A 19,922-nucleotide genomic window follows, 5' to 3' on the forward strand; every position below is an offset into this window, starting at 1 on the left:
TTAGGGGCATTTGCTGTACAAAAACTCGTTAGGATCAGAGCATGTCGGCGCACAGTCCCCAGCAACGTGATGAATACCTGAACCTGGCCATCCAGCTGGCCGTGCGTAACGTTTCCGACGGCGGCGGCCCTTTCGGTGCCGTTGTGGTCACCCCGGACGGAACTGTCCATGAGGGAGTGAACCGGGTAACGCTGGACCACGATCCCACGGCACATGCCGAAGTGGTGGCCATACGGCGCGCCGCAGCAGCAACCAAGAGCTTCGACCTGAAGGGTTCCGTTCTCTACACAAGCTGCGAGCCATGCCCGCTCTGCTTGTCCGCCACGCTCTGGGCCAGGATCGGGCGTGTGTATTTCGCGGCCGATCGGCACGGTGCGGCCAGGGCCGGCTTCGACGACGCCGTGTTCTATGAGTACTTTGCCGGCACCCGGCCGGAGCTGCTGCCGGTGGAGCATGCCGAATTGAACACCTCCGATGAGCCGTTTGATGCTTGGCGGAACCACGCGCGCCGCACCGCCTACTGACGACCCGCTACAACTGGACCTTGGCCGGGAGGCGGGTGACGCCGTCGAGCAGGTCCTGCTGCCCGCCGCACAGGGCAATCCTGATCCATCCCTCGCCAATCGACCCAAACGCAGTGCCCGGCGCGAACGACACGCCCGATTCCGCAAGGAATTTACGCACCCAGGTCCGGACGTCCCCGCCACTCACATGCGAGACGTCGGCCCATAAATAGAACGCTCCTTGAGCTCCCAGGAACCGGATCCCTTTTTCGGTCAGCACCGCCGACGCCGCATCCCGGTTGCTCCGGTAATGGTCGCGAGCCTGCGAAACGTAGTCCTGCGGCCCCGTCAGCGCGGCCAAAGCGGCGTACTGCGAAGGAGACGCGACGCAGGACACGATTGATTCCATCACGTTGTTCATTTTTTGCTCCAAACCCGGAGGACAGATCAGCGCCCCGATCCGGAGGCCAGTCAGTCCGTAGGTCTTGGATAAGGTCAGGGACGTGAAGACCCGGGCTTCGCCGGGGACGTCGCTGTCGAAGCGGGCGGGACTCACATGGGGCACATCGAAAGTGAAGGCTTCATAGCACTCGTCCGAGATGATCCAGAGGTCGTGCCGGACTGCCAGTTCCACCAGCTCGCGCGTGGCTTTCTCACTGATCACGGCGCCCAGGGGATTGGACGGGGAGTTCAGCACCATCACGCGGGTCCGTGGCGTGATCAGGGCCTCGATGTCCTCAATGTGCGGCTGGAAGTCGTTCTGTGGATACAACGGATACTGCACAGGCACGGCGTGCAGCAGCCGGCTGGTCATGGCGAAGGTGGGGTAGCCGGGGTTGGGAATCAGGATCTCGTCACCGGGGGAGAGGAGAAGGCTCATGGCAAAGTGCAGTCCCTGCTGGGCGCCGTCCACCACATAGACCCGCTCCGCACCAATAGTGACCTCTTGTTGCTCCCGGAAGCGAGCGGCGAAGGCCTCGCGGAGGGCAGGGATCCCGGCGTTGGGTGTGTAGTTGGTCTCATCCCGGTCCAGGCAGGCAATGCCGGCGTTCAGGACGTGGCGGGGGAGGGCAAAGCCCGGCTCGCCGATGCTGAGGACGATAGCTCCGGGAGTGGACCAGGCAGCTTCGGTGATCTCACGGATCTGGTTCACGGGGACGTCGCGGACGTGTGCGGCAAGCTCAGGCATGGGAGCCATCCTAGCCACCCATATACTGGTAAGCGTGCTTTCTGGACTGGTAATCGTTGACAAACCGCAGGGATGGACCAGCCATGATGTGGTTGGCCGGATGCGGCGGCTGGCCGGCACCCGAAAAGTGGGGCATGCGGGCACGCTGGATCCCATGGCAACCGGTGTGCTGGTGCTGGGCATTAACAAGGCGACGCGTCTTCTGACCTACATCGTGGGCACCTCCAAGACGTATACGGCCACCATCCGGCTGGGCGAAACCACCATCACTGACGACGCCGAGGGCGAGGTCACGGAGGCCCGCAGCGCAGCGGCCATTACCGACGACGCCATAGCTGCCGGCGTCGCTGCCCTCACCGGGCCGATTCAACAGGTTCCGAGCAGCGTGAGTGCCATCAAAGTCAACGGCGAACGCTCCTATGCCCGCGTCCGCTCGGGTGAAGAGGTCAAGCTCGCGGCCCGCCCGGTCACCATCCACCGCTTTGATGTCCACTCCATCACCAGGATCGACGGCGGCAGGGTAGTCGACGTCGAGGTCACCGTGGAGTGCTCCTCCGGCACGTACATCAGGGCGTTGGCCCGGGACCTCGGCGGTGCCTTGGGCGTCGGGGGACACCTCACAGCCTTGCGGAGGACCCAGGTTGGCCCATACTCCCTGGACCAGGCCCGCACGCTGGAGCAGCTGGCAGAAGAGCTTGAGGTTCTGGAGATGTCCTTGGCGGCGCGTGCACTCATGCCCAACCGGGAGCTCAGCGAGGACGAAACCACCGAAATCTCCTTCGGCCGCCGCATCGCTGCCGGTCCGGGAGCAGGAACGCCCGACGCCGCCACGGCCGAAAAGCCTGCCGCAGCCTTCGCGCCGTCGGGAGAGCTGGTGGCGTTGCTTGCAGATACAGGCAACTTCGCGAAACCCGTGCTGGTCTTTGCGCCGGGAACCGGGCAGGCAAAGTAGCCATGGACGGATACTTTTACGCCATCCTGATCGTCGGATTGGTGTCCACGGTCATGTGCATCGTGGCTGGTTTGATGAAGAAGGCCCCGAACGACCCCACCATCTTTTCCGTACTCGCCGTTGAGCTGGTTCTGGTGGTGTATCTGGTGGGCTCGATCGTCCGGGTGGCCATGGGCGAACAGATGGCCGGTGAAGCCTGGGAGTTCTGGGGCTACCTCATCGTTGCCATGATGATTCCCCTGGGAGCTGTCTATTGGGCCATCCTTGAACGGACCCGCTGGAGCAACTTTGTCCTGGCTGCAGTGGGCGTTACTGCCCTGGTGATGGCCGCCCGCATGAATCAGATCTGGTACTGACCTTGAAGAAAGAACACAACGTGACTGGAACCGAGACCAACCCGGCCAACCGGCAGCCGCAGCGGAAGGACACACGCAACACCGGCCCCGGACGCCTGCTGATCGCGGTCTACGCAATATTTGCGTTGTCGGCCACAGCTCGTGCCGGTTACCAGATCGCCACCAAGTTCGCCGAAGCTCCCTTGGCGCACATCTTGTCGGCGTTCGCCGCCGTCGTCTACATAGTGGCGACTGTCTCGCTTGCCAAGCCGGGCCGCACTTGGTTCAAGGTTTCCCTGGCTGCCGTGCTCACTGAGCTTGTGGGTGTGCTGGTGGTAGGAGCGATCAGCCTCTTTGATCCAATTGCTTTCCCGCATGACACCGTGTGGTCCCTGTTCGGACGTGGATACGGCTTTGTTCCGCTGGTCCTGCCGATCCTGGGCCTTTTGTGGCTCAACAAACGCCGACCGTCCTGAGTCAAACACCCTAGCGGGTAACCTTAGATTGTTCCGGCGCCGGGAGGTTGCCGGGCGGAACGAACATCTGCAGTAAAAGGCGAGGTTGATGGTCCACATCTGGAACGATCCCACTGAAGTCCCCAAGGACTTCGGACCTACTGTCGTTACCATCGGGAACTTTGACGGCGTCCATCGGGGTCATCAGCATGTTCTGTCGCAAGTGACCGACACAGCCAAGCGGCACAACATCCCCTCGGTTGCCGTGACCTTCGATCCCCATCCCGCTCAGGTCCACAGGCCGGATTCTGCTCCTGAGCTGATCATGGGGCTCCGGGACAAACTGGACGCCCTGGGCGACACCGGGGTGGACGCTGTGTTGGTGATGAAGTACACCCTCGACCTCGCCGCCATGACGCCGCTGGAGTTTGTCCGTGAAATCCTGGTTGAGGGACTTCACGCCGCGCACGTCGTTGTTGGTCACGACCTCCGCTTCGGCGCCGGCAATTCCGGCGACGTTCTCACTATGCAGGAACTGGGCGACCAGCTCGGTTTCGGGGTGCAGGTTGTCCATGAATACGGCGCAGGAGGCTTCCCGGTCCATGACGACGGCGATGCCGACCGCCGCTGTTCCTCCACCTGGGTGAGGGAGGCCTTGAGCGAAGGCGATGTAGTTACAGCTGCCGCGGTGTTGGGCCGCCCCCACCGCATGCGCGGTGAAGTGGTGCACGGAGCGGCCCGGGGACGGGATCTCGGCTTTCCGACGGCAAACCTTTCCCATGATTCCACCGGATACGTACCAGCTGACGGCATTTACGCGGGGTGGCTGATCGACCAAGCCGGCACGCGCTGGCCCGCCGCAATCTCCGTTGGTTCGAACCCCACCTTCGACGGCGTCAGCCGGCAGGTGGAAGCGCACGTGATCGACCGCCCCGAAGAGAACGTGGAAGACTTCGACCTCTACGGGCAGAATGTTGCCGTCGAATTTACGCAGCGCCTGCGCGGCATGGTGGCCTACCGTGGGCCGGAGGCTTTGGTCGAACAAATGTGCCTCGACGTAGCCCAGGCGCACGAACTGTTGACCCGGCGCCAGGGGCATTTCGACAACACTGCTGACGTGCCGGTAAACTGATCAGTGGATCCGGCTGCAGTCCGTGGCGGCTGGACCTGTTTTTGTGTGCGGCAACGTACCAGGGACAACCCGTCAGCGAGGCGCTGTTGCGGGAGGCACGGCACAACTCTAGGAGTTCACGTGGCACTTGACGCCGCTGTAAAGCAGTCCATCATCAAGGAATACGCAACCACTGAAGGCGACACCGGTTCACCCGAGGTCCAGGTTGCAGTCCTGACTCAGCGGATCAAAGATCTGACTGAGCACATGAAGGAGCACAAGCACGACTTCCACACCCAGCGCGGTCTGCTGGCCATGGTTGGTCGTCGCAAGCGCATGCTTACCTACCTGAAGAACACTGACATCGCCCGCTACCGTGCGCTCATCGAGCGTCTCGGCCTGCGCCGCTAGTCTGACTTAGGGGCGGCCCGGTCCCCAGCGGAACGGGCCGCCTTTTTCACCAACAACTAAAAACAGGAATCAACCGCATCGCGCATTCGCGGTCCTCGGTAGTGATTCCCGGGAACATCATCTGTGACGATGCCAACGCCCGTGGATCTCGATCGATGACCGGGTGTAGTACAGGCCAGGAAAAAAGAAGAGGCCTGGGTTGATGCGGCGGACTTCCGCTAACAGAAACGGAGGTGACTCTCTATGGAGGGTCCCGAAATCCAGTTCTCCGAAGCCATTATCGACAACGGCCGTTTTGGCAAGCGCGTCATTCGCTTCGAAACCGGCCGCCTTGCCAAGCAGGCAGCTGGCGCCTCGATGGTCTACATCGACGAAGACACCGCACTGCTCTCGGCAACCACGGCAGGCAAGCAGCCGCGCGAAGGTTTCGACTTCTTCCCGCTGACGGTTGACGTCGAGGAGCGCATGTACGCTGCCGGCCGTATCCCGGGCTCGTTCTTCCGCCGCGAAGGACGCCCGTCCACCGAAGCCATCCTGGCTTGCCGCCTCATGGACCGCCCGCTGCGCCCCGCCTTCGTGAAGGGCCTGCGCAACGAGGTCCAGATCGTGGTGACCGTTCTGGCCATCAACCCCGATGAGCTCTACGACGTCGTCGCCATCAACGCGTCCTCGATGTCCACGCAGCTTTCCGGCCTCCCGTTCTCCGGCCCGATCGGTGGCGTCCGCGTCGCCCTCATCGCCGACGAACAGGGTTCGCAGTGGGTCGCTTTCCCCAAGCACTCCCAGCTCGAGAACGCCGTGTTCAACATGGTTGTTGCCGGCCGCATTGCAGGTGACGACGTCGCCATCATGATGGTTGAAGCCGAAGCCACGGACAACTCCTGGAACCTCATCAAGGAACAGGGCGCAACCGCTCCTACCGAAGAGGTTGTTTCCGAGGGCCTCGAGGCTGCCAAGCCGTTCATCAAGGCACTCTGTGAAGCACAGGCTGACCTGGCAGCACGCGCTGCCAAGCCCACGGTTGAGTTCCCGGTCTTCCTGGATTACCAGGACGACGTCTACGCCGCTGTTGAAGCCGCTGCTGCCGACAAGCTGGCCGCTGTCTTCCAGATCGCTGACAAGCAGGACCGCGACAACGCCTCGGACGAGCTCAAGGACGAAGTCCTGGGTGCACTTGCCGGCCAGTTCGAGGGCCGCGAGAAAGAACTGTCCGCAGCTTTCCGCTCGGTCACCAAGCACGTTGTGCGCCAGCGAATCCTCAAGGACCAGGTCCGCATCGACGGCCGTGGCCTGACGGACATCCGCCAGCTGACTGCCGAGGTAGAGGTTCTGCCCCGCGTTCACGGTTCTGCAATCTTCGAGCGCGGCGAAACCCAGATCATGGGCGTCACCACGTTGAACATGCTCAAGATGGAGCAGCAGATCGACTCGTTGTCGCCGGTAACGCGCAAGCGCTACATGCACAACTACAACTTCCCGCCGTACTCCACCGGTGAAACCGGCCGCGTCGGTTCCCCGAAGCGCCGCGAAATCGGCCACGGTGCCCTGGCAGAGCGCGCTCTGGTGCCGGTTCTGCCCACCCGTGAAGAGTTCCCCTACGCGATCCGCCAGGTATCCGAGGCCCTCGGTTCCAACGGTTCGACCTCCATGGGTTCCGTCTGTGCTTCCACACTCTCCATGCTTAACGCAGGTGTGCCGCTGAAGGCAGCTGTTGCCGGTATCGCCATGGGCCTGGTTTCCGACCAGGTTGACGGCCAGACCCGCTACGCAGCCCTGACGGACATCCTCGGCGCCGAAGACGCTTTCGGTGACATGGACTTCAAGGTGGCAGGTACTTCCGAGTTCGTCACAGCTATCCAGCTGGACACCAAGCTCGACGGCATCCCCGCTTCCGTGCTGGCAGCAGCACTGAAGCAGGCCCGCGAAGCCCGCCTCCACATCCTCGAGGTCATCAACGCAGCGATCGACACCCCGGACGAGCTCTCCGAGTTCGCGCCGCGCGTTATCGCCGTCAAGATCCCCGTGGACAAGATCGGCGAGGTCATCGGCCCCAAGGGCAAGATGATCAACCAGATCCAGGAAGACACGGGCGCGGACATCTCAATCGAGGATGATGGCACTGTCTACATCGGCGCCACCAACGGACCGTCTGCCGACGCAGCACGCTCCGCCATCAACGCCATCGCCAACCCGCAGGTACCGGAAATCGGTGAGCGCTACCTGGGTACGGTCGTCAAGACCACCACCTTCGGCGCTTTCGTTTCCCTCACCCCGGGCAAGGACGGCCTGCTGCACATCTCCGAGCTCCGCAAGCTGGCCAATGGCAAGCGCGTGGACAACGTGGATGACGTCGTCTCCGTGGGCCAGAAGGTCCAGGTCGAGATCACCAAGATCGATGACCGCGGAAAGCTTTCCCTCTCCCCGGTTGTTGCCGAGGAAGAAGGAGCAGCCTCAGAGGACGCTCCGGCCGAGGCCGCTGAAGAGTCCGCAGAGTAGTCTGTAAGCAGTACACCCGGCAGGGCCGGTGGGCTTGAAAAAGCTCCACCGGCCCTTCCGGCCTTAACCTGAAAGGCCTTAATGACTGTCGTACCCTTGCCACTGGAACAGACCCTTCCCGGCGGCGAATTGATCCATGGTGCCGAGGGCGGTTCCGTCGTGCGGCGCTCGGTCCTGCCCGGCGGCGTGCGCGTCCTCACCGAGGCAATGCCCGGTCAGCGTTCGGCCACCATAGGGTTCTGGGTGGCAGTGGGTTCGCGTGATGAAGCGGACGGCCAGCATGGTTCCACACACTTTCTTGAGCACCTGTTGTTCAAGGGCACCAAACGGCGCACAGCCTTGGAAATCGCGTCCGCCTTCGACGAGGTGGGCGGTGAATCCAACGCGGCCACAGCCAAGGAAAGCACCTGCTACTTCGCCAGGGTCCTGGATACAGACCTCCCCATGGCCATCGACGTCATCGCGGACATGATCACCGGTGCGGTCTTGGATCCTGCCGAATTGGAGCAGGAACGCGACGTCATCCTTGAGGAGATCGCCATGGACAGCGACGACCCCACGGACGTCGCCCATGAGAAGTTCGTGGCCGCTGTCCTGGGCAACCACGCGCTGGCACGGCCTATCGGGGGAACGCCGGATGCTATTAGAGCCGTGGCAAGGGATTCGGTGTGGGCGCACTACCAGCGCTACTACCGACCGGAGGAACTGGTCATCACCGCAGCCGGCGGACTGGATCACGACGTCGTCTGCCAGCTGGTTGTGGATGCCCTGACAGCTGCTGGATGGCAGCTGGACGCCGACGCCGCGCCGGTAGACCGCCGGGGCACGAACCGTGCCGTCATCACGGGCACGGCCGGACTGCACGTAGTAAAGCGTCCTGTGGAGCAAGCCAACATCATCATGGGTTGCCCAACGATCGTTGCCACCGATGACCGCCGGTTTGTCATGAGCGTGCTCAATGCCGTACTGGGCGGAGGCATGTCCTCACGCCTGTTCCAGGAAATTCGTGAAAAGCGCGGCCTGGTGTACTCCACCTACTCTTTCACTGCCGCGTATGCGGACGCTGGCTACTTCGGAATGTATGCCGGCTGCACGCCTTCCAAGGTCCGCCAGGTTTTGGAACTCCTGGGCCTTGAGCTGGACAAGCTCGCCAAGGAAGGTATCACCGAGGAAGAGCTCCGGAAGGCTGTGGGGCAGCTTAGCGGCGGGATTGTCCTCGCGCTCGAAGACACGGGCTCCCGGATGTCGCGTCTTGGCCGGGCGGAATTGGTGTCCGGGGAGTTCCAGGACATCGACGAGACCCTGGCACGCATCAAGGCCGTCACCGTAGAGGATGTCCAGGACCTCGCCCGTGAACTCGCAGCGGCGCCCCGGACCATCACTGTTGTTGGTCCTTTTGAGGAAACCGAAACTTTCGGGCTCTAGGTTCCCGTCCGGAACCTCTGGACTCCCGCACTGTAAACAGGGCAGCATGATCACACGATGATGCTGCCCTGACTACTTTGGAGCCCTGATGGATGCGCCCTCAAGCGGCCAAGCCGCGGAGATGCTGCGGGATTTCCTTGGTCATTGGCGCGGCATTACGGAGATCGCAGCGTCTCCTTGGGGAACTGCTCGGACTGCAGAAGCCGAGGCGGTGTTTACCAAGGCTGCGGGCGGATATGCCGTGGTTCAGAGCTATAGGCACCGCGAAGCCGACGGCACGCATTTCGAAGGTCATGGCATGTTCACTGTTGACCGGGACCACGGCGACACGCTGTGGTACTACGTGGACAGCATGGGACGGCCACCGGCGAGCCCGGTCCGTGGGACATGGAATGCAGGCACGTTGACCCTGGACCGGCGGACAGCCGACGGCGTAGCCCGGCACACATTCCGCGTGGACGATGGCGTCCTGGTGCACACCGCAGACTTGAGGCTTGAAGGATCCGCTGAGTTCAGCCCGTTGTTGAAGAGCGTGTTCCGGAAAGCGTGAACCCGCGCAGCGCTGGCGCCCTGTGCGGTCCTAGCCTCCGGCGAACGGCGGCAATACGTCGATGACGTCGTCGCTTCCCAAGGGAGCTGTACGGTCGCGGACGGCCACCTCGTTGCGAAGGAAACTGCTGCGTGCCACGATCCTGGCGAGCGGCGGCGTGCCTTCGGGGGGAAGCGGACGTTCGACGGCGAGGGCAGCTTCCAGCAGCGCCTCCAGGCTGGTTCCTTCCGGGAGGGAGTGAAGTTCTTCTTCCACCCCGGCGGCCGCGCGTGCGGCAGCGAAGTAACGGACAAGCAAAGGTTCAGCCTCCGATTGCGCTCATGCTGCGGTCCGGCTGGACGAAGTCCGCTGCGCCGAGACCTGTGTGGTCCATGCCGTGGGCTTTGGGTTTGACCCACATGGCGTCCTGCCACCGCGACGCCAATTGGTCATCCGTGGCACCTTCACGAAGGAGGCCCAACAGGTCGAATTCTTCGCGGGAGAAAAGACAGCTCATGATCTTGCCCTCCGCGGTGATGCGGGTACGGCGGCAGTCGGAGCAGAACGGCTCAGTGACTGATGCGATGATGCCGACTGTACCGAGGACCGGCCCTGTGGCGACGCCCGTTGCCGCGTCCCGGCGTCGTACTTCAAACCGTTCGGCCGGTGCGCCGTCCCGCTCGCGGGGGTCGTTGTCCAGCACGAAGTCTCGGGAGAGCAGTCCACGAATCTCGGCGGCCGTGATCATGTTGCGTCGGGTCCAGCCGTGGTCCGCGTCCAAGGGCATTTGTTCGATGAAGCGGAGTTCGTAGCCGCGGCCCAGGGCCCATTCCAGAAGATCCGGCGACTCGGCGTCGTTGATGCCGCGCATCAGCACAGCGTTCAGTTTTACCGGGCCCAACCCGGCCGCCCAAGCGGCATCCACGCCGGCCAGGACGCGATCCAGGAAGGGGCGACGGGTAAGTTTGGTGAAGGTCTCCTCATGGAGGGAATCGAGCGAGACATTGATCCGGGTAAGGCCCGCGGCTTTCAGTGCTGCGGCCTTCTTATCCAGTCCCACGCCATTGGTGGTCATGGAGATGGGGAGGTCCGGGTGGTCCGCGCGGATGCCGGCAATGATGTCCACCAAGTCGGCGCGGACCAGGGGCTCGCCACCAGTCAGGCGGAGTTCCCGCACGCCCAGGGCGTTGACGCCGACACGGACGATTCGGACTATCTCGTCCCTGGTCATCACTGCCTGTTTCGAGAGCCATTCGAGTCCCTCGGCAGGCATGCAGTAGGTGCAGCGCAGGTTGCACTTGTCCGTCAAGGAAAGGCGCATATCCGTTGCGCGGCGGCCATAACGATCCCACAGCCCGGTGGGCGTGCCGGCTGGACGTGGTGGCGGAACTGCAACGCCGCTTTCCGGGCTGCCTGCCGCGCCGCCCGGAGGGGGCACCGGCATGCCTAGCTGAACACTCATAAATTCAGGCTACGCCACCGTGGCTGGATCAGTGACACCCCTTACAGTCGCAGAGTCCTTAACCCACACAGTTCTTACGGATTCCAAACGCTTGTGCACTTTGGGCCAGGAACGCGTGCCGGCCACCGTCAGCAAACCTATGCTGAAAGCGTGACCACAAATGCGGCATCAGCAGCGGAGCCGGGGAATCGTCGGATCCTCCTGGTGGAGGATGAACAGACCATTGCCGACGTCGTACGTGACTACCTGCTCAAAGCCGGTTTCCAGGTGGACATGGCGGGGGATGGTTTCACCGCACTCGACCTTGCGGCCACGCGGCAACCCGATCTTGTCATCCTGGATCGTATGCTGCCAGGACTGGACGGCGTGGAGGTGTGCCGCCGGCTTCGTCTAAGCATGAGCGTTCCCGTCATCATGGTCACAGCCTTGGGAACCGAAGATGACCGGATTTTGGGCCTGGAGATGGGCGCGGATGACTACGTCACCAAACCCTTTTCCCCGCGTGAACTGGTCCTCCGGGTGAAGTCGGTACTGCGCCGGAGTATCAAGGAGTTCACTCCGGAACCGCCGGTGGAAGCCGCAGGACTGGAACTGGATCCTGCCTCCCGGACCGTGACGCACCACGGAGTTCCGCTGGCTCTGACGGTCCGTGAATTCGACCTCCTGGCTTTCCTGATGCGAAGGCCCAACCAGGTCTTCAGCCGGGAAGAACTCATCAAGGCCGTATGGGGCTGGGACTTCGGTGATCTGTCTACCGTCACCGTTCACGTCCGGCGCCTACGGGAGAAGATAGAAGCCAACCCCACCAAACCCGAACTGCTTAAGACAGTTTGGGGCGTTGGCTACCGCTTCGATGGCAAGCGGTCTGAGACCGAAACTGTGCGGCCCGACGTGTCAGGGCCCGACGTGTCGGGGCCCAACGTTTCAGGGGGTGACCATGGAAGGCAGTGAGCTGTGGATCATCCTGGCATGGGTCCTGTTCTGGGCTGTGGTCATTGGGGCCGCCACGTGGGCGCTTCTCAGGCTGCTCCGCCGGGCCTCGGTACTCGCCCAGATCTGCCTGGTGGTGGTTGCCACTGTAGCTGTGCTGGTGGCAGGAATGGTCAGTGCCTTCAACGCGATGTTCATTTCCGCGCGGGACCTTGAGGTCATGTGGTACATCCTGGCCACTGCCTCAGCCGTCGCCGTGGCTCTGTCACTGATGCTCGGTGCCGGCGTCTCACGCAATGCGGCCCACCTTGTTGACGCTGCCCGACGCCTTGGTCGTGGCGAAACACTGGAACATACCGTGGCCGAGGGTCGGGGGAGCGCTCCCGCCATGACATCCGAACTCGCCGAATTGGCCCAGGAACTTGAGGCCAGCAGCCGCAGCCTGGCCGAATCGCGGGAACGCGAAGCTGCTATTGAGGCCGCCCGCCGGGAGCTGGTGTCATGGATATCCCATGACCTCCGTACACCATTGGCCAGCATGCGCGCCATGACCGAGGCCCTTGAAGACGGTATGGCATCAGATGTGCAGGGCTATTACCGGAAGATCATCGGGCAGACAGAGCAGATGACGGCCATGGTCAACGACCTCCTGGAGCTGTCCAAGATTCAGGCCGGCACCCTCCGCCTGCGTGCCGAACCGCTGGACTTGTACGACCTCGTCAGCGACGCGATCTCTGACCTGGCGCCGCTAGCCACCAGGAAAGGCATCAGGCTCGACGGCGGCGGTGACCGTGAGTGCATGGCCGTCGCCGACGGACCAAGCCTCGCCCGGGCAGTGCGGAACATACTTCTCAACGCCATCATCTACAGCGAACCCGGCAGCGACGTCCACATCAGCGTCGGCGGCGAACGCGTTGGAGGTTCCGGCGGGAACGCCGTGATCGCTGTGGAGGACCAGTGCGGCGGCATCCCGGACGAGGACCTTCCGCACCTGTTCGAAACGGGATGGCAGAAAGACCCCGCCCGTCGCACTACGGAAGAGATGCAAGGTAGCTACAGCGGGGCAGGCATCGGCCTGAGCATGGTGGCTGGCATCGTCAAGGCGCATGGGGGAGCGGTCACCGTGGATAACGTCGACGGCGGTTGCCGCTTTGCGCTGTCACTTCCGGCCAAGGCGCCCTCATCGGAATCGCGGATGCCGTCCATGACATCAGTGACTCCCACCCATCAACCCATCGCCAGAGAACACCGCCATGGAGGCATCTCATGAGTACGCTCGCACCCGGTACCACCCAGCAGCGAGGCACCATGGGCAGGCCCGCGCTGTGGGCGGCAGCCGCCGGCGTAGCAGCCGGCGCCGCGGGGATCGCGGCGGGCGAACTGGCTGCCGGTCTCCTGAGCCCCCTGGTATCGCCTGTTACAGCCCTCGGTGGTGCGGTGATCGATGCCGTACCGCCCGGGGTCAAGGATCTGGCGGTGCAGTTGTTCGGTACTGCAGACAAGATCGTGCTGGTGGCCTGCATTGTGAGCGTCGCAGGAATTCTGGCGGCGCTTGCTGGCATCCTGGAACGTCGCCGCACCGGCTGGGGCCTGGCACTGGCTGGACTGGCGGGCGCAGCCGGACTGACCGCCGTCGTGACCCGAGCCCAAGCGAGCCCCCAAGCGGCCCTTGCACCGATCGTTGCCGCCATTGTCACCATGCTGCTGCTGCGAACGCTCATACGTCGGCTCGCAACCTGGGCTCCCTCCGAAGAAACCCCCGGCCGTGAGGAGGCACCACTGGCTCGGCGGAGCTTTCTGAACGCCTTGGCTGGAACCTCACTCGCCGCCGTCGTGGCCGGAACAGTGACCACTGTCCTCACCAGGGCTACAGCAGTGGCGTCAGGTTTCCGCGGTTCCATGACGCTCCCGGAACCCGCCACGCCGGCGCAAGCCATTCCTGCAGGTGCGTCCCTTCCCGTGGATGGCATCAGCCCCCTGGTCACCCCGAACGCGGATTTCTACAGGATCGACACCGCCTTGACGGTGCCGGCCATCGATCCTCCTGCCTGGAAACTGAAGGTCACCGGAATGGTGGAACGCGAAGTTGAAATGGACTTCGCCACCCTCCTGGCCAAGCCCATGACAGAACGCCACATCACCATCGCCTGCGTGTCCAACAATGTAGGTGGCGACCTCATCGGCAATGCCCTCTGGCTGGGCTGGCCCGTACGGGAACTCCTGGCCATGGCAGGACCCAAGGCCGGCGCGGACATGGTCCTCTCCACCAGTAACGACGGCTGGACGGCCAGCACTCCCTTGGAGGCCCTCACAGATGACCGTGACGCGCTCCTGGCCGTAGGCATGAACGGAGAGCCGCTCCCGCTGGAACACGGATTCCCCGTGCGGATGATCGTGCCGGGACTTTATGGCTTCGTCTCGGCCACCAAATGGCTCACTGAACTCAAGGTCACACGCTTCGCCGACGACACCGCGTACTGGACGCCCCGTGGTTGGAGCGATCGAGGTCCCATCAAGACGCAATCGCGCATCGATGTACCCCGCAGCGGCCGGAGCGTCCAAGCAGGCAAGGTGCAGTTCGGCGGCGTAGCCTGGGCCCAGCACAGGGGAGTCAACCGCGTAGAGCTCCGCGTCAACCGCGGACCATGGCAGCAGGCAGCGCTGGCCAGCCCGATCTCCTCAGACACCTGGTATCAGTGGCAGTTGGGCCTCGATCTCACGCCAGGGGACTACGAAGTGCAGGTCCGGGCAACCGATTCCACCGGTGTTCCTCAGACTGAAGACAAAGCGCCGGTAGCCCCGGATGGTGCCACCGGCTATCACACCATCAACGTCAAAGTGGGCTGAGGCCCTAGTCTGGGTACGTCCGGAGGTTTCGCCGGAAGCCAGCGTGTCCACACAGGAGGATGTTCCGTGCCCAGATCTGTTGCAGCCCACCGCCAGGCAGTGGTGGAACTGCTGACCGGTGTCCTAGCCGACAAAGGGCACCTCCGCATGCCATTACTGGAGGCACTGGGTAGGGCGCTCGCCGTCGACGTCCACGCGCCACTGTCACTGCCCCCGTTCGCCAACTCCCAAATGGACGGATTCGCCGTCCGCTCAGCAGATATCCCCGACGGCGGTGCGGAGCTCCGGGTAGCGGAGCCGGTTCCGGCAGGTGCCGCGCCGGCAGCTCTCAAGCCCGGCTTTGCCGCCCCCATCATGACCGGAGCCGTGATCCCCGAGGGGGCCGACGCCGTCGTGCCCATTGAAAAGGCCACGCCGAACACTTTCCCGGACCCTGCAGCGGGCGAGGCTACCGTGGTCCTGCCTTCAGTCGCCTCCGGCACCTACGTCCGGGACAGCGGCAGCGACATCGGCAAGGGTGCGCTGGCGTTGGCCGCCAGTACGCGGATGGGGCCTGCACAATTGGGCTTGCTGGCCGCCTTGGGCCTGACAACCGTTCAGGTCCGCCAACCCTGCCGTGTCCTCCTGGTCACCACCGGAGATGAGGTAGTGGAGCCGGGGTCCGAACTCACAGCAGGCAAGATCTTCGATTCCAACGGGACACTGCTCGAAGCGTCCATGCGACAGGCCGGCCTGGACGTGGTCCGCACCGGGATTTCCGAAGACGATCCCTCCAAACTGCTGGCGGTCCTTCGTCGTCATACCGGGCCGGCGGAGGACCGGGTAGATCTCATCGTCACCACCGGGGGAGTGAGCAAGGGCGCCTACGAGGTAGTCCGGCAAGCCATGGCGAACCAGCCGGTGGAATTCCAGCCGGTCGCCATGCAGCCAGGCGGACCGCAAGGATTGGGCACCTTTGAGGGCGTGCCCTTCCTGGGCTTTCCGGGGAACCCGGTCAGTTGCCTGGTCTCCTTCGAAATGTTTCTCCGGCCCGCCCTTTCGCAGGTACAGGGAACCCCTGCCCCGAGGCCGGTGGTCAGGGCACGCCTGAGCGAATCGCTGACCTCCCCGGAAGGAAAACACCAGGTTCGCCGCGGAACCATGGGCACCGATGGCACGGTCCGGATGGAAGGTGGCGCAGGTTCCCACCTGGTCCATGCCCTGGCCCGGGCAAACGCCCTGGTGCAGATCCCCGGCGACGTCACGGAACTCGCCAAAGGGGACGAAGTGGAAGTATGGATGCTGTGAACCACACTCCCGAAAATTCCGGTGGCCTGACCCACCTCAGGCAGGACGGCACCGCGCAGATGGTGGACGTCTCCCAAAAAGCCGTCACTACTCGTGTTGCGACTGCCACGGCCACTGTCCGCAGCACGCCCGCGGTGCTGGCCCTGCTGGGTGCCGGCGAGCTGCCCAAGGGCGATGCCCTAGCCGTGGCGCGCGTCGCAGGGATCATGGCGGCAAAGAAGACCCCCGATCTGATTCCGTTGTGCCATCCATTGCCGATCTCCAAGGTCACCGTGGACTTCGAACTGGGCGCCGACTCGGTTGAAATCCTGGCAACCGTCAAGACCAAGGGCGTGACCGGCGTCGAAATGGAAGCATTGACGGCGGCTTCGGTGGCGGCGCTGAGTGTCTACGACATGATCAAGGCCGTGGACAAGCATGCGGTGCTGACCAATATTCGTGTCCTCGCCAAGAGCGGCGGAAAGAGCGGAGACTGGGATATCTCCGGAGCGGCTACCTCCAGGGAGGCCGGCGCGTGAGTGCATGCGAGCCGAACGTTCCCCGGAAGGCCGGCGTCGTGATCGCTTCAACCCGAGCAGCTGCAGGCGTGTACGCCGATGAGACCGGTCCGATCATCCTCGATTGGCTCAACGAACACGGTTTCGATGCTTTTCCCACCATGGTGGTGCCGGACGGTGAGCCCGTAGGCGCTGCCCTAAGGGCCCTCCTGACGCAGGATCCAGCCGTAGTGATCACCAGCGGCGGCACGGGCCTTAGCCCGGATGACCGCACACCGGAAATGACGCTGCCGCTCCTTGAGCGCGAGATTCCGGGCATCATGGAAGGCATTCGCCGCGCCGGCGATGCCAAAACCCCCATGGCCATGCTCAGCCGTGGCCACGCCGGAACAGTAGGGAAGACGTTTATCATCAACCTGCCTGGATCCCCGAAAGGCGTCATGGACGGCTTGGCTGTCCTGGACCCTGTGATCGGGCATCTCTGTGAGCAACTGGAAGGAAAGCATGGGCACTGAAACAAACTTTGAAGTGGTCAGCGCCGTTCTCAGCGCCGAGCCGATTTCCGTGGACCAAGCCATCAAGGCGGTCGAATCGGATACCGCGGGAGCCGTTGTCAGCTTCAGTGGCGTCGTCCGAAACCACGACGGCGGCAAAGCTGTGGACCGGCTGAGCTACAGCGCGCATCCCACAGCCCACCAGGTGATGTCAGAGGTCGTGGCGCAGCTGGTGGCAGAGCACTCCGGAGAAGCTGCACAGCCGGTTCGGATCTGGGCAGCCCACAGGATCGGCATGTTGGAGATCGGGGACCCCGCGCTGGTATGTGCGGTGGCTGCTGCCCACCGCGGCCAGGCGTTCGCTGTGTGTGCCGAGCTTGTGGACCGGGTCAAAGAGCAGGTCCCCATTTGGAAGGAACAGTTCTTCACTGATGGCACTGTGGAATGGGTCGGGGCAGGGGAGTAGGCCCGAGTCACGGTTCCTCCCGGGCTCCGACCCGGCGGTAGGGTTAACGGCATGACCGAACAACTTGCTGTTGCAGTGCTGGGTGCCCACGGGCGTATGGGAATGGAAGCCGTCAAGGCTGTTGAGGCAGCCGGAGACATGAAGCTGGTGGCCGCTTTGGGCCGCGGCGATTCCTTGGAGAAACTGCTCGACGCCGGTGCACAGTATGTTGTTGACCTCACCGTTCCGGACACCACGGAGGCCAACGTCCGGTTCGCCGTAGAGCACGGCATCCACGCAGTTGTGGGTACCACCGGCTGGGACGCCCACCGGCTCGATTCCTTGCGGAGCCTCTTGGAGCAAAAGCCGGACACCGGTGTTCTGATCGCCCCGAACTTCGCCCTGGGATCTGTGCTCGCCACCGCTTTCGCGGCCAAGGCCTCGCAATACTTCGAGTCCGTGGAAATTATCGAACTGCACCACCCCAACAAGGTGGACGCCCCATCCGGAACGGCAGTGCGCACGGCGCAGCTGATAGCTGAAGCGCGCCAGGAAGCCGGCGTCGCGGCGAGCCCTGACGCCACGGAAACATCACTGGACGGTGCAAGAGGCTGCGACGTGGACGGGGTTCGAGTCCACAGCGTGCGCCTGCGCGGTTTGGTTGCTCACCAGGAAGTGCTTTTCGGTGGTCCCGGTGAGCAGCTGACGTTGCGCCACGACTCCTTCGACCGAGCCTCCTTCATGCCCGGAGTCCTTCTGGGGCTTCGTAAAGTTGCAGCCAACCCCGGCCTTACCGTGGGCTTGGATGGCTACCTGGACTTGGGTCTCTAAAGCCATGGGTAATTTCTGGACGTCCCTGAAGAAGAACCGCACCAAAATCTGGGTAGGTGCCATCACCTTACTGTTGGTCCTATACCTGGTGGTTTCGGTGCAACGCTCCTTCCTGTTGCTCGGTGACCCCAATCTGGTTGCCAAGGGAATCGGGGCCGCTTACTTGGTCCTGCCGGTTGTTGGCGCGTGGGCACTCATCCGCGAGCTGCTTTTCGGTGCGCGCACCGAGCAGATGGCCAAGGTCCTGGAAGCCGAGGGCGGTTTGCCCGTTGATGACCTTCCGCGCACCCCGGGCGGGCGCATTGTCCGAGCGGCCGCTGACGCAGAGTTTGAGAAGTACCGCGCCGAAGCAGAAGCCGCACCCGAGGACTGGCGGTCCTGGTTCCGATTGAGCTGCGCGTACGATGCCTCCGGGGACCGCAAACGTGCCCGCGCGTCCATGCGCGATGCCGTGAAACTCTTCCGCTCTCAGCCCACTGCCGCAGGCCGGTGACTGCCAAGGCGTGATGCGGTGTGGGCTACCCATTCCAATGGTCCGCGGTGCTGCAGCACCGCGAAACAAACGCCAATCGCAACGGCAGTGAGGGCTTGGGCCCAGTACATCCCTTCGTCCGTCCACCCCGAAGGCAAAGGCTGGTTGGTGAAGGCGGACACCACCCAGACGTGGGCAGAGTAGAGGCTCAGGGTCATGGCACCCGGCCCGCTCAGCAGGACCAGGAAATTGATCCTGATCCGCTCCGCCAACGTGCCAAGCAGCAGGAACAACCCCACTACGGCCGCAGCAACGCCGCCGCTGTGCAGCAGGTCCAAGGTGGTCCCGGCATGCGGGGCTGCCGTTGCCAGCCACCACCAGGAGCCGGTCTGTTCCAAGCCGGTAACGTTCACCTGAAGCATGCTTTCCAAGGGATAGCCCCTGGTGACAGGGAGGGCTGACAAGGCAGTGCGGCCACCCCATGCCTCCATGGCCAGGATCCCGACGACTTTCGCCACGCCGGCCACCGCGATCCCGCACATCACCAGCAGCAATTGGATCCTCGCGGTGGTCAGCGCCAAACGGCCTATCACCAGTCCGATCAACAAGTAGGAGATCCACTGGAACACAGGGTAATAGCCGGTGAAAAAGAGGTCGGCGAGGAGGCGTGCAGGAGTCCCGAAATCCTCCCAATTGGGGTTATGGCCCAACGTCAGGGGAGGTGCGGCGTCCAGCAGCAGCGGCCGGACCAGAAACGCAAGCAGCGGAGAGAAAAAGACCCAGCCGAGGGCACAGAAGCAAAGTGCCTTGAGTCGGAGGCCCAGAAACGGCAGGATGCACAGGAAAAGGACGGCGTAGTGAACCAGGATCACTGCGACGTTGACGTCAAGGCCTCCCAACATCAGGCCGACGACGGCAATCACCAAGGCGCGCATGGCAACTCCTCGCCGGGCAGCCCACAATTCCGTGCCGCTGCGGGGCTCCTGTTTGCCCGTACTGAGCGCCAGCCCGATGCCGGCGAGGACTGCGAACAGCGCCGCCGACCTGCCTGAGAACACCAATCCCACAAAGGTCGGTTCCCACTGCGGGGACGGTCCGAACGTGGGCATCAAGTGCGTGGCCATCATTCCCAGCAAAGCCGCGCCTCTTGCGGCATCGATTCCCGAGAGCCGAGAGGAGACCGTGCGTTTGCCGGGGGCATTTCGCGGAGGCGCCGTCTCTTGCGAAGTCATTCAGCGATCGTCTCATAAT

The 19,922-nt window shown here is 63.4% G+C and carries 22 protein-coding genes; 18 read left to right on the forward strand and 4 right to left on the reverse strand.

From position 1 onward, the window contains the following. Window positions 1-41 precede the first annotated feature (41 nt). Window positions 42-524 (forward strand): nucleoside deaminase, encoded by a 483-nt coding sequence (locus MOD31_RS03915; protein ID WP_250819900.1) that lies wholly within the window; start codon window positions 42-44, stop codon window positions 522-524. 7 nt (window positions 525-531) lie between these two features. Here MOD31_RS03915 and MOD31_RS03920 read toward each other — a convergent pair whose 3' ends face one another. Then, window positions 532-1,692 (reverse strand): pyridoxal phosphate-dependent aminotransferase, encoded by a 1,161-nt coding sequence (locus MOD31_RS03920; RefSeq protein WP_250819901.1) that lies wholly within the window; start codon window positions 1,690-1,692, stop codon window positions 532-534. A gap of 34 nt (window positions 1,693-1,726) precedes the next feature. On the opposite strand from MOD31_RS03920, the gene truB reads away from it, so the two are divergent. The 8 genes from truB (at window position 1,727) to MOD31_RS03960 (ending at window position 9,427) form a co-directional block, all read left to right on the forward strand. Beyond that, a complete protein-coding gene (gene truB / locus MOD31_RS03925; protein WP_223942221.1) occupies window positions 1,727-2,644 on the forward strand; it encodes a tRNA pseudouridine(55) synthase TruB in 918 nt (305 codons plus the stop codon). 2 nt (window positions 2,645-2,646) lie between these two features. Next, on the forward strand, window positions 2,647-3,000 hold the full coding sequence (locus MOD31_RS03930; RefSeq protein ID WP_142939655.1) for a hypothetical protein: 354 nt from the start codon (window positions 2,647-2,649) through the stop codon (window positions 2,998-3,000). A 20-nt stretch (window positions 3,001-3,020) separates the two neighbouring features. Beyond that, window positions 3,021-3,455 carry a hypothetical protein gene (locus MOD31_RS03935; protein WP_223942222.1) on the forward strand — a complete coding sequence of 145 codons (435 nt, stop codon included), beginning with the start codon at window positions 3,021-3,023 and terminating at the stop codon, window positions 3,453-3,455. 88 nt (window positions 3,456-3,543) lie between these two features. Further along, on the forward strand, window positions 3,544-4,566 hold the full coding sequence (locus MOD31_RS03940) for a bifunctional riboflavin kinase/FAD synthetase (protein WP_142939653.1): 1,023 nt from the start codon (window positions 3,544-3,546) through the stop codon (window positions 4,564-4,566). 120 nt (window positions 4,567-4,686) lie between these two features. Next, entirely contained in the window at window positions 4,687-4,956 is a 270-nt protein-coding gene (gene rpsO, locus MOD31_RS03945; RefSeq protein WP_142939652.1) for a 30S ribosomal protein S15, read from the forward strand. A 243-nt stretch (window positions 4,957-5,199) separates the two neighbouring features. Continuing rightward, window positions 5,200-7,452 carry a polyribonucleotide nucleotidyltransferase gene (locus MOD31_RS03950; protein ID WP_011774282.1) on the forward strand — a complete coding sequence of 751 codons (2,253 nt, stop codon included), beginning with the start codon at window positions 5,200-5,202 and terminating at the stop codon, window positions 7,450-7,452. A gap of 81 nt (window positions 7,453-7,533) precedes the next feature. After that, entirely contained in the window at window positions 7,534-8,877 is a 1,344-nt protein-coding gene (locus MOD31_RS03955; RefSeq protein WP_250819902.1) for a pitrilysin family protein, read from the forward strand. An 88-nt stretch (window positions 8,878-8,965) separates the two neighbouring features. Then, window positions 8,966-9,427, forward strand: coding sequence for a DUF1579 family protein (locus MOD31_RS03960; RefSeq protein WP_142939650.1), 462 nt, complete (start codon window positions 8,966-8,968; stop codon window positions 9,425-9,427). Window positions 9,428-9,457: 30 nt separating this feature from the next. Here MOD31_RS03960 and MOD31_RS03965 read toward each other — a convergent pair whose 3' ends face one another. After that, a complete protein-coding gene (locus MOD31_RS03965; RefSeq protein WP_142939649.1) occupies window positions 9,458-9,724 on the reverse strand; it encodes a MoaD/ThiS family protein in 267 nt (88 codons plus the stop codon). 4 nt (window positions 9,725-9,728) lie between these two features. After that, window positions 9,729-10,868: a GTP 3',8-cyclase MoaA gene (moaA, locus tag MOD31_RS03970; protein ID WP_223942225.1), complete on the reverse strand. Its 1,140-nt coding sequence runs from the start codon at window positions 10,866-10,868 to the stop codon at window positions 9,729-9,731. Window positions 10,869-11,018: 150 nt separating this feature from the next. On the opposite strand from moaA, the gene MOD31_RS03975 reads away from it, so the two are divergent. The 9 genes from MOD31_RS03975 to MOD31_RS04015 all read left to right on the forward strand — a co-directional run bounded on the left by MOD31_RS03975 (window position 11,019) and on the right by MOD31_RS04015 (window position 18,692). Beyond that, window positions 11,019-11,819 carry a response regulator transcription factor gene (locus tag MOD31_RS03975; RefSeq protein ID WP_166842824.1) on the forward strand — a complete coding sequence of 267 codons (801 nt, stop codon included), beginning with the start codon at window positions 11,019-11,021 and terminating at the stop codon, window positions 11,817-11,819. Then, on the forward strand, window positions 11,806-13,068 hold the full coding sequence (locus MOD31_RS03980) for a sensor histidine kinase KdpD (protein WP_250819903.1): 1,263 nt from the start codon (window positions 11,806-11,808) through the stop codon (window positions 13,066-13,068). The genes MOD31_RS03975 and MOD31_RS03980 overlap by 14 nt, the downstream gene beginning before the upstream one ends. Continuing rightward, on the forward strand, window positions 13,065-14,645 hold the full coding sequence (locus tag MOD31_RS03985) for a molybdopterin-dependent oxidoreductase (protein WP_223942228.1): 1,581 nt from the start codon (window positions 13,065-13,067) through the stop codon (window positions 14,643-14,645). The genes MOD31_RS03980 and MOD31_RS03985 overlap by 4 nt, the downstream gene beginning before the upstream one ends. A 66-nt stretch (window positions 14,646-14,711) precedes the next feature. Then, window positions 14,712-15,932 carry a gephyrin-like molybdotransferase Glp gene (gene glp / locus MOD31_RS03990; RefSeq protein ID WP_250819904.1) on the forward strand — a complete coding sequence of 407 codons (1,221 nt, stop codon included), beginning with the start codon at window positions 14,712-14,714 and terminating at the stop codon, window positions 15,930-15,932. Beyond that, complete coding sequence (gene moaC / locus MOD31_RS03995) at window positions 15,920-16,450, forward strand: cyclic pyranopterin monophosphate synthase MoaC (protein ID WP_250819905.1); 531 nt, start codon at window positions 15,920-15,922, stop codon at window positions 16,448-16,450. The genes glp and moaC overlap by 13 nt, the downstream gene beginning before the upstream one ends. Further along, window positions 16,447-16,944 (forward strand): MogA/MoaB family molybdenum cofactor biosynthesis protein, encoded by a 498-nt coding sequence (locus tag MOD31_RS04000; protein WP_250819906.1) that lies wholly within the window; start codon window positions 16,447-16,449, stop codon window positions 16,942-16,944. Before moaC ends, MOD31_RS04000 begins: the two co-directional genes overlap by 4 nt. Next, window positions 16,934-17,389 carry a molybdenum cofactor biosynthesis protein MoaE gene (locus tag MOD31_RS04005; protein ID WP_223942232.1) on the forward strand — a complete coding sequence of 152 codons (456 nt, stop codon included), beginning with the start codon at window positions 16,934-16,936 and terminating at the stop codon, window positions 17,387-17,389. Before MOD31_RS04000 ends, MOD31_RS04005 begins: the two co-directional genes overlap by 11 nt. A 51-nt stretch (window positions 17,390-17,440) precedes the next feature. Then, window positions 17,441-18,199, forward strand: a complete 759-nt coding sequence (gene dapB, locus MOD31_RS04010) for a 4-hydroxy-tetrahydrodipicolinate reductase (protein ID WP_142939641.1) — start codon at window positions 17,441-17,443, stop codon at window positions 18,197-18,199. A gap of 4 nt (window positions 18,200-18,203) precedes the next feature. Then, window positions 18,204-18,692, forward strand: coding sequence for a hypothetical protein (locus MOD31_RS04015; protein ID WP_014921283.1), 489 nt, complete (start codon window positions 18,204-18,206; stop codon window positions 18,690-18,692). On the opposite strand, the gene MOD31_RS04020 is transcribed toward MOD31_RS04015, so the two are convergent. After that, window positions 18,668-19,903, reverse strand: coding sequence for a heparan-alpha-glucosaminide N-acetyltransferase domain-containing protein (locus tag MOD31_RS04020; protein WP_250819907.1), 1,236 nt, complete (start codon window positions 19,901-19,903; stop codon window positions 18,668-18,670). The two genes, MOD31_RS04015 and MOD31_RS04020, sit on opposite strands and share 25 nt — an antisense overlap. Window positions 19,904-19,922: the final 19 nt, after the last annotated feature.

Origin of the sequence: Paenarthrobacter sp. TYUT067 (assembly GCF_023656375.1) — a bacterium.
Classification (GTDB): Bacteria; Actinomycetota; Actinomycetes; order Actinomycetales; family Micrococcaceae; genus Arthrobacter.

Coding starts and splice junctions, on each gene's coding strand:
- MOD31_RS03915 (WP_250819900.1), top strand. CDS start 42: ATGTCGGCGCACAGTCCCCAGCAACGTGATGAATACCTGAACCTGGCC.
- moaA (WP_223942225.1), bottom strand. CDS start 10,868: ATGAGTGTTCAGCTAGGCATGCCGGTGCCCCCTCCGGGCGGCGCGGCA.
- MOD31_RS03980 (WP_250819903.1), top strand. CDS start 11,806: ATGGAAGGCAGTGAGCTGTGGATCATCCTGGCATGGGTCCTGTTCTGG.
- MOD31_RS04020 (WP_250819907.1), bottom strand. CDS start 19,903: ATGACTTCGCAAGAGACGGCGCCTCCGCGAAATGCCCCCGGCAAACGC.
- MOD31_RS03940 (WP_142939653.1), top strand. CDS start 3,544: ATGGTCCACATCTGGAACGATCCCACTGAAGTCCCCAAGGACTTCGGA.
- MOD31_RS04015 (WP_014921283.1), top strand. CDS start 18,204: ATGGGTAATTTCTGGACGTCCCTGAAGAAGAACCGCACCAAAATCTGG.
- MOD31_RS03960 (WP_142939650.1), top strand. CDS start 8,966: ATGGATGCGCCCTCAAGCGGCCAAGCCGCGGAGATGCTGCGGGATTTC.
- MOD31_RS03955 (WP_250819902.1), top strand. CDS start 7,534: ATGACTGTCGTACCCTTGCCACTGGAACAGACCCTTCCCGGCGGCGAA.
- MOD31_RS03950 (WP_011774282.1), top strand. CDS start 5,200: ATGGAGGGTCCCGAAATCCAGTTCTCCGAAGCCATTATCGACAACGGC.
- MOD31_RS03985 (WP_223942228.1), top strand. CDS start 13,065: ATGAGTACGCTCGCACCCGGTACCACCCAGCAGCGAGGCACCATGGGC.
- MOD31_RS03920 (WP_250819901.1), bottom strand. CDS start 1,692: ATGCCTGAGCTTGCCGCACACGTCCGCGACGTCCCCGTGAACCAGATC.
- moaC (WP_250819905.1), top strand. CDS start 15,920: ATGGATGCTGTGAACCACACTCCCGAAAATTCCGGTGGCCTGACCCAC.
- MOD31_RS03930 (WP_142939655.1), top strand. CDS start 2,647: ATGGACGGATACTTTTACGCCATCCTGATCGTCGGATTGGTGTCCACG.
- MOD31_RS04005 (WP_223942232.1), top strand. CDS start 16,934: ATGGGCACTGAAACAAACTTTGAAGTGGTCAGCGCCGTTCTCAGCGCC.
- dapB (WP_142939641.1), top strand. CDS start 17,441: ATGACCGAACAACTTGCTGTTGCAGTGCTGGGTGCCCACGGGCGTATG.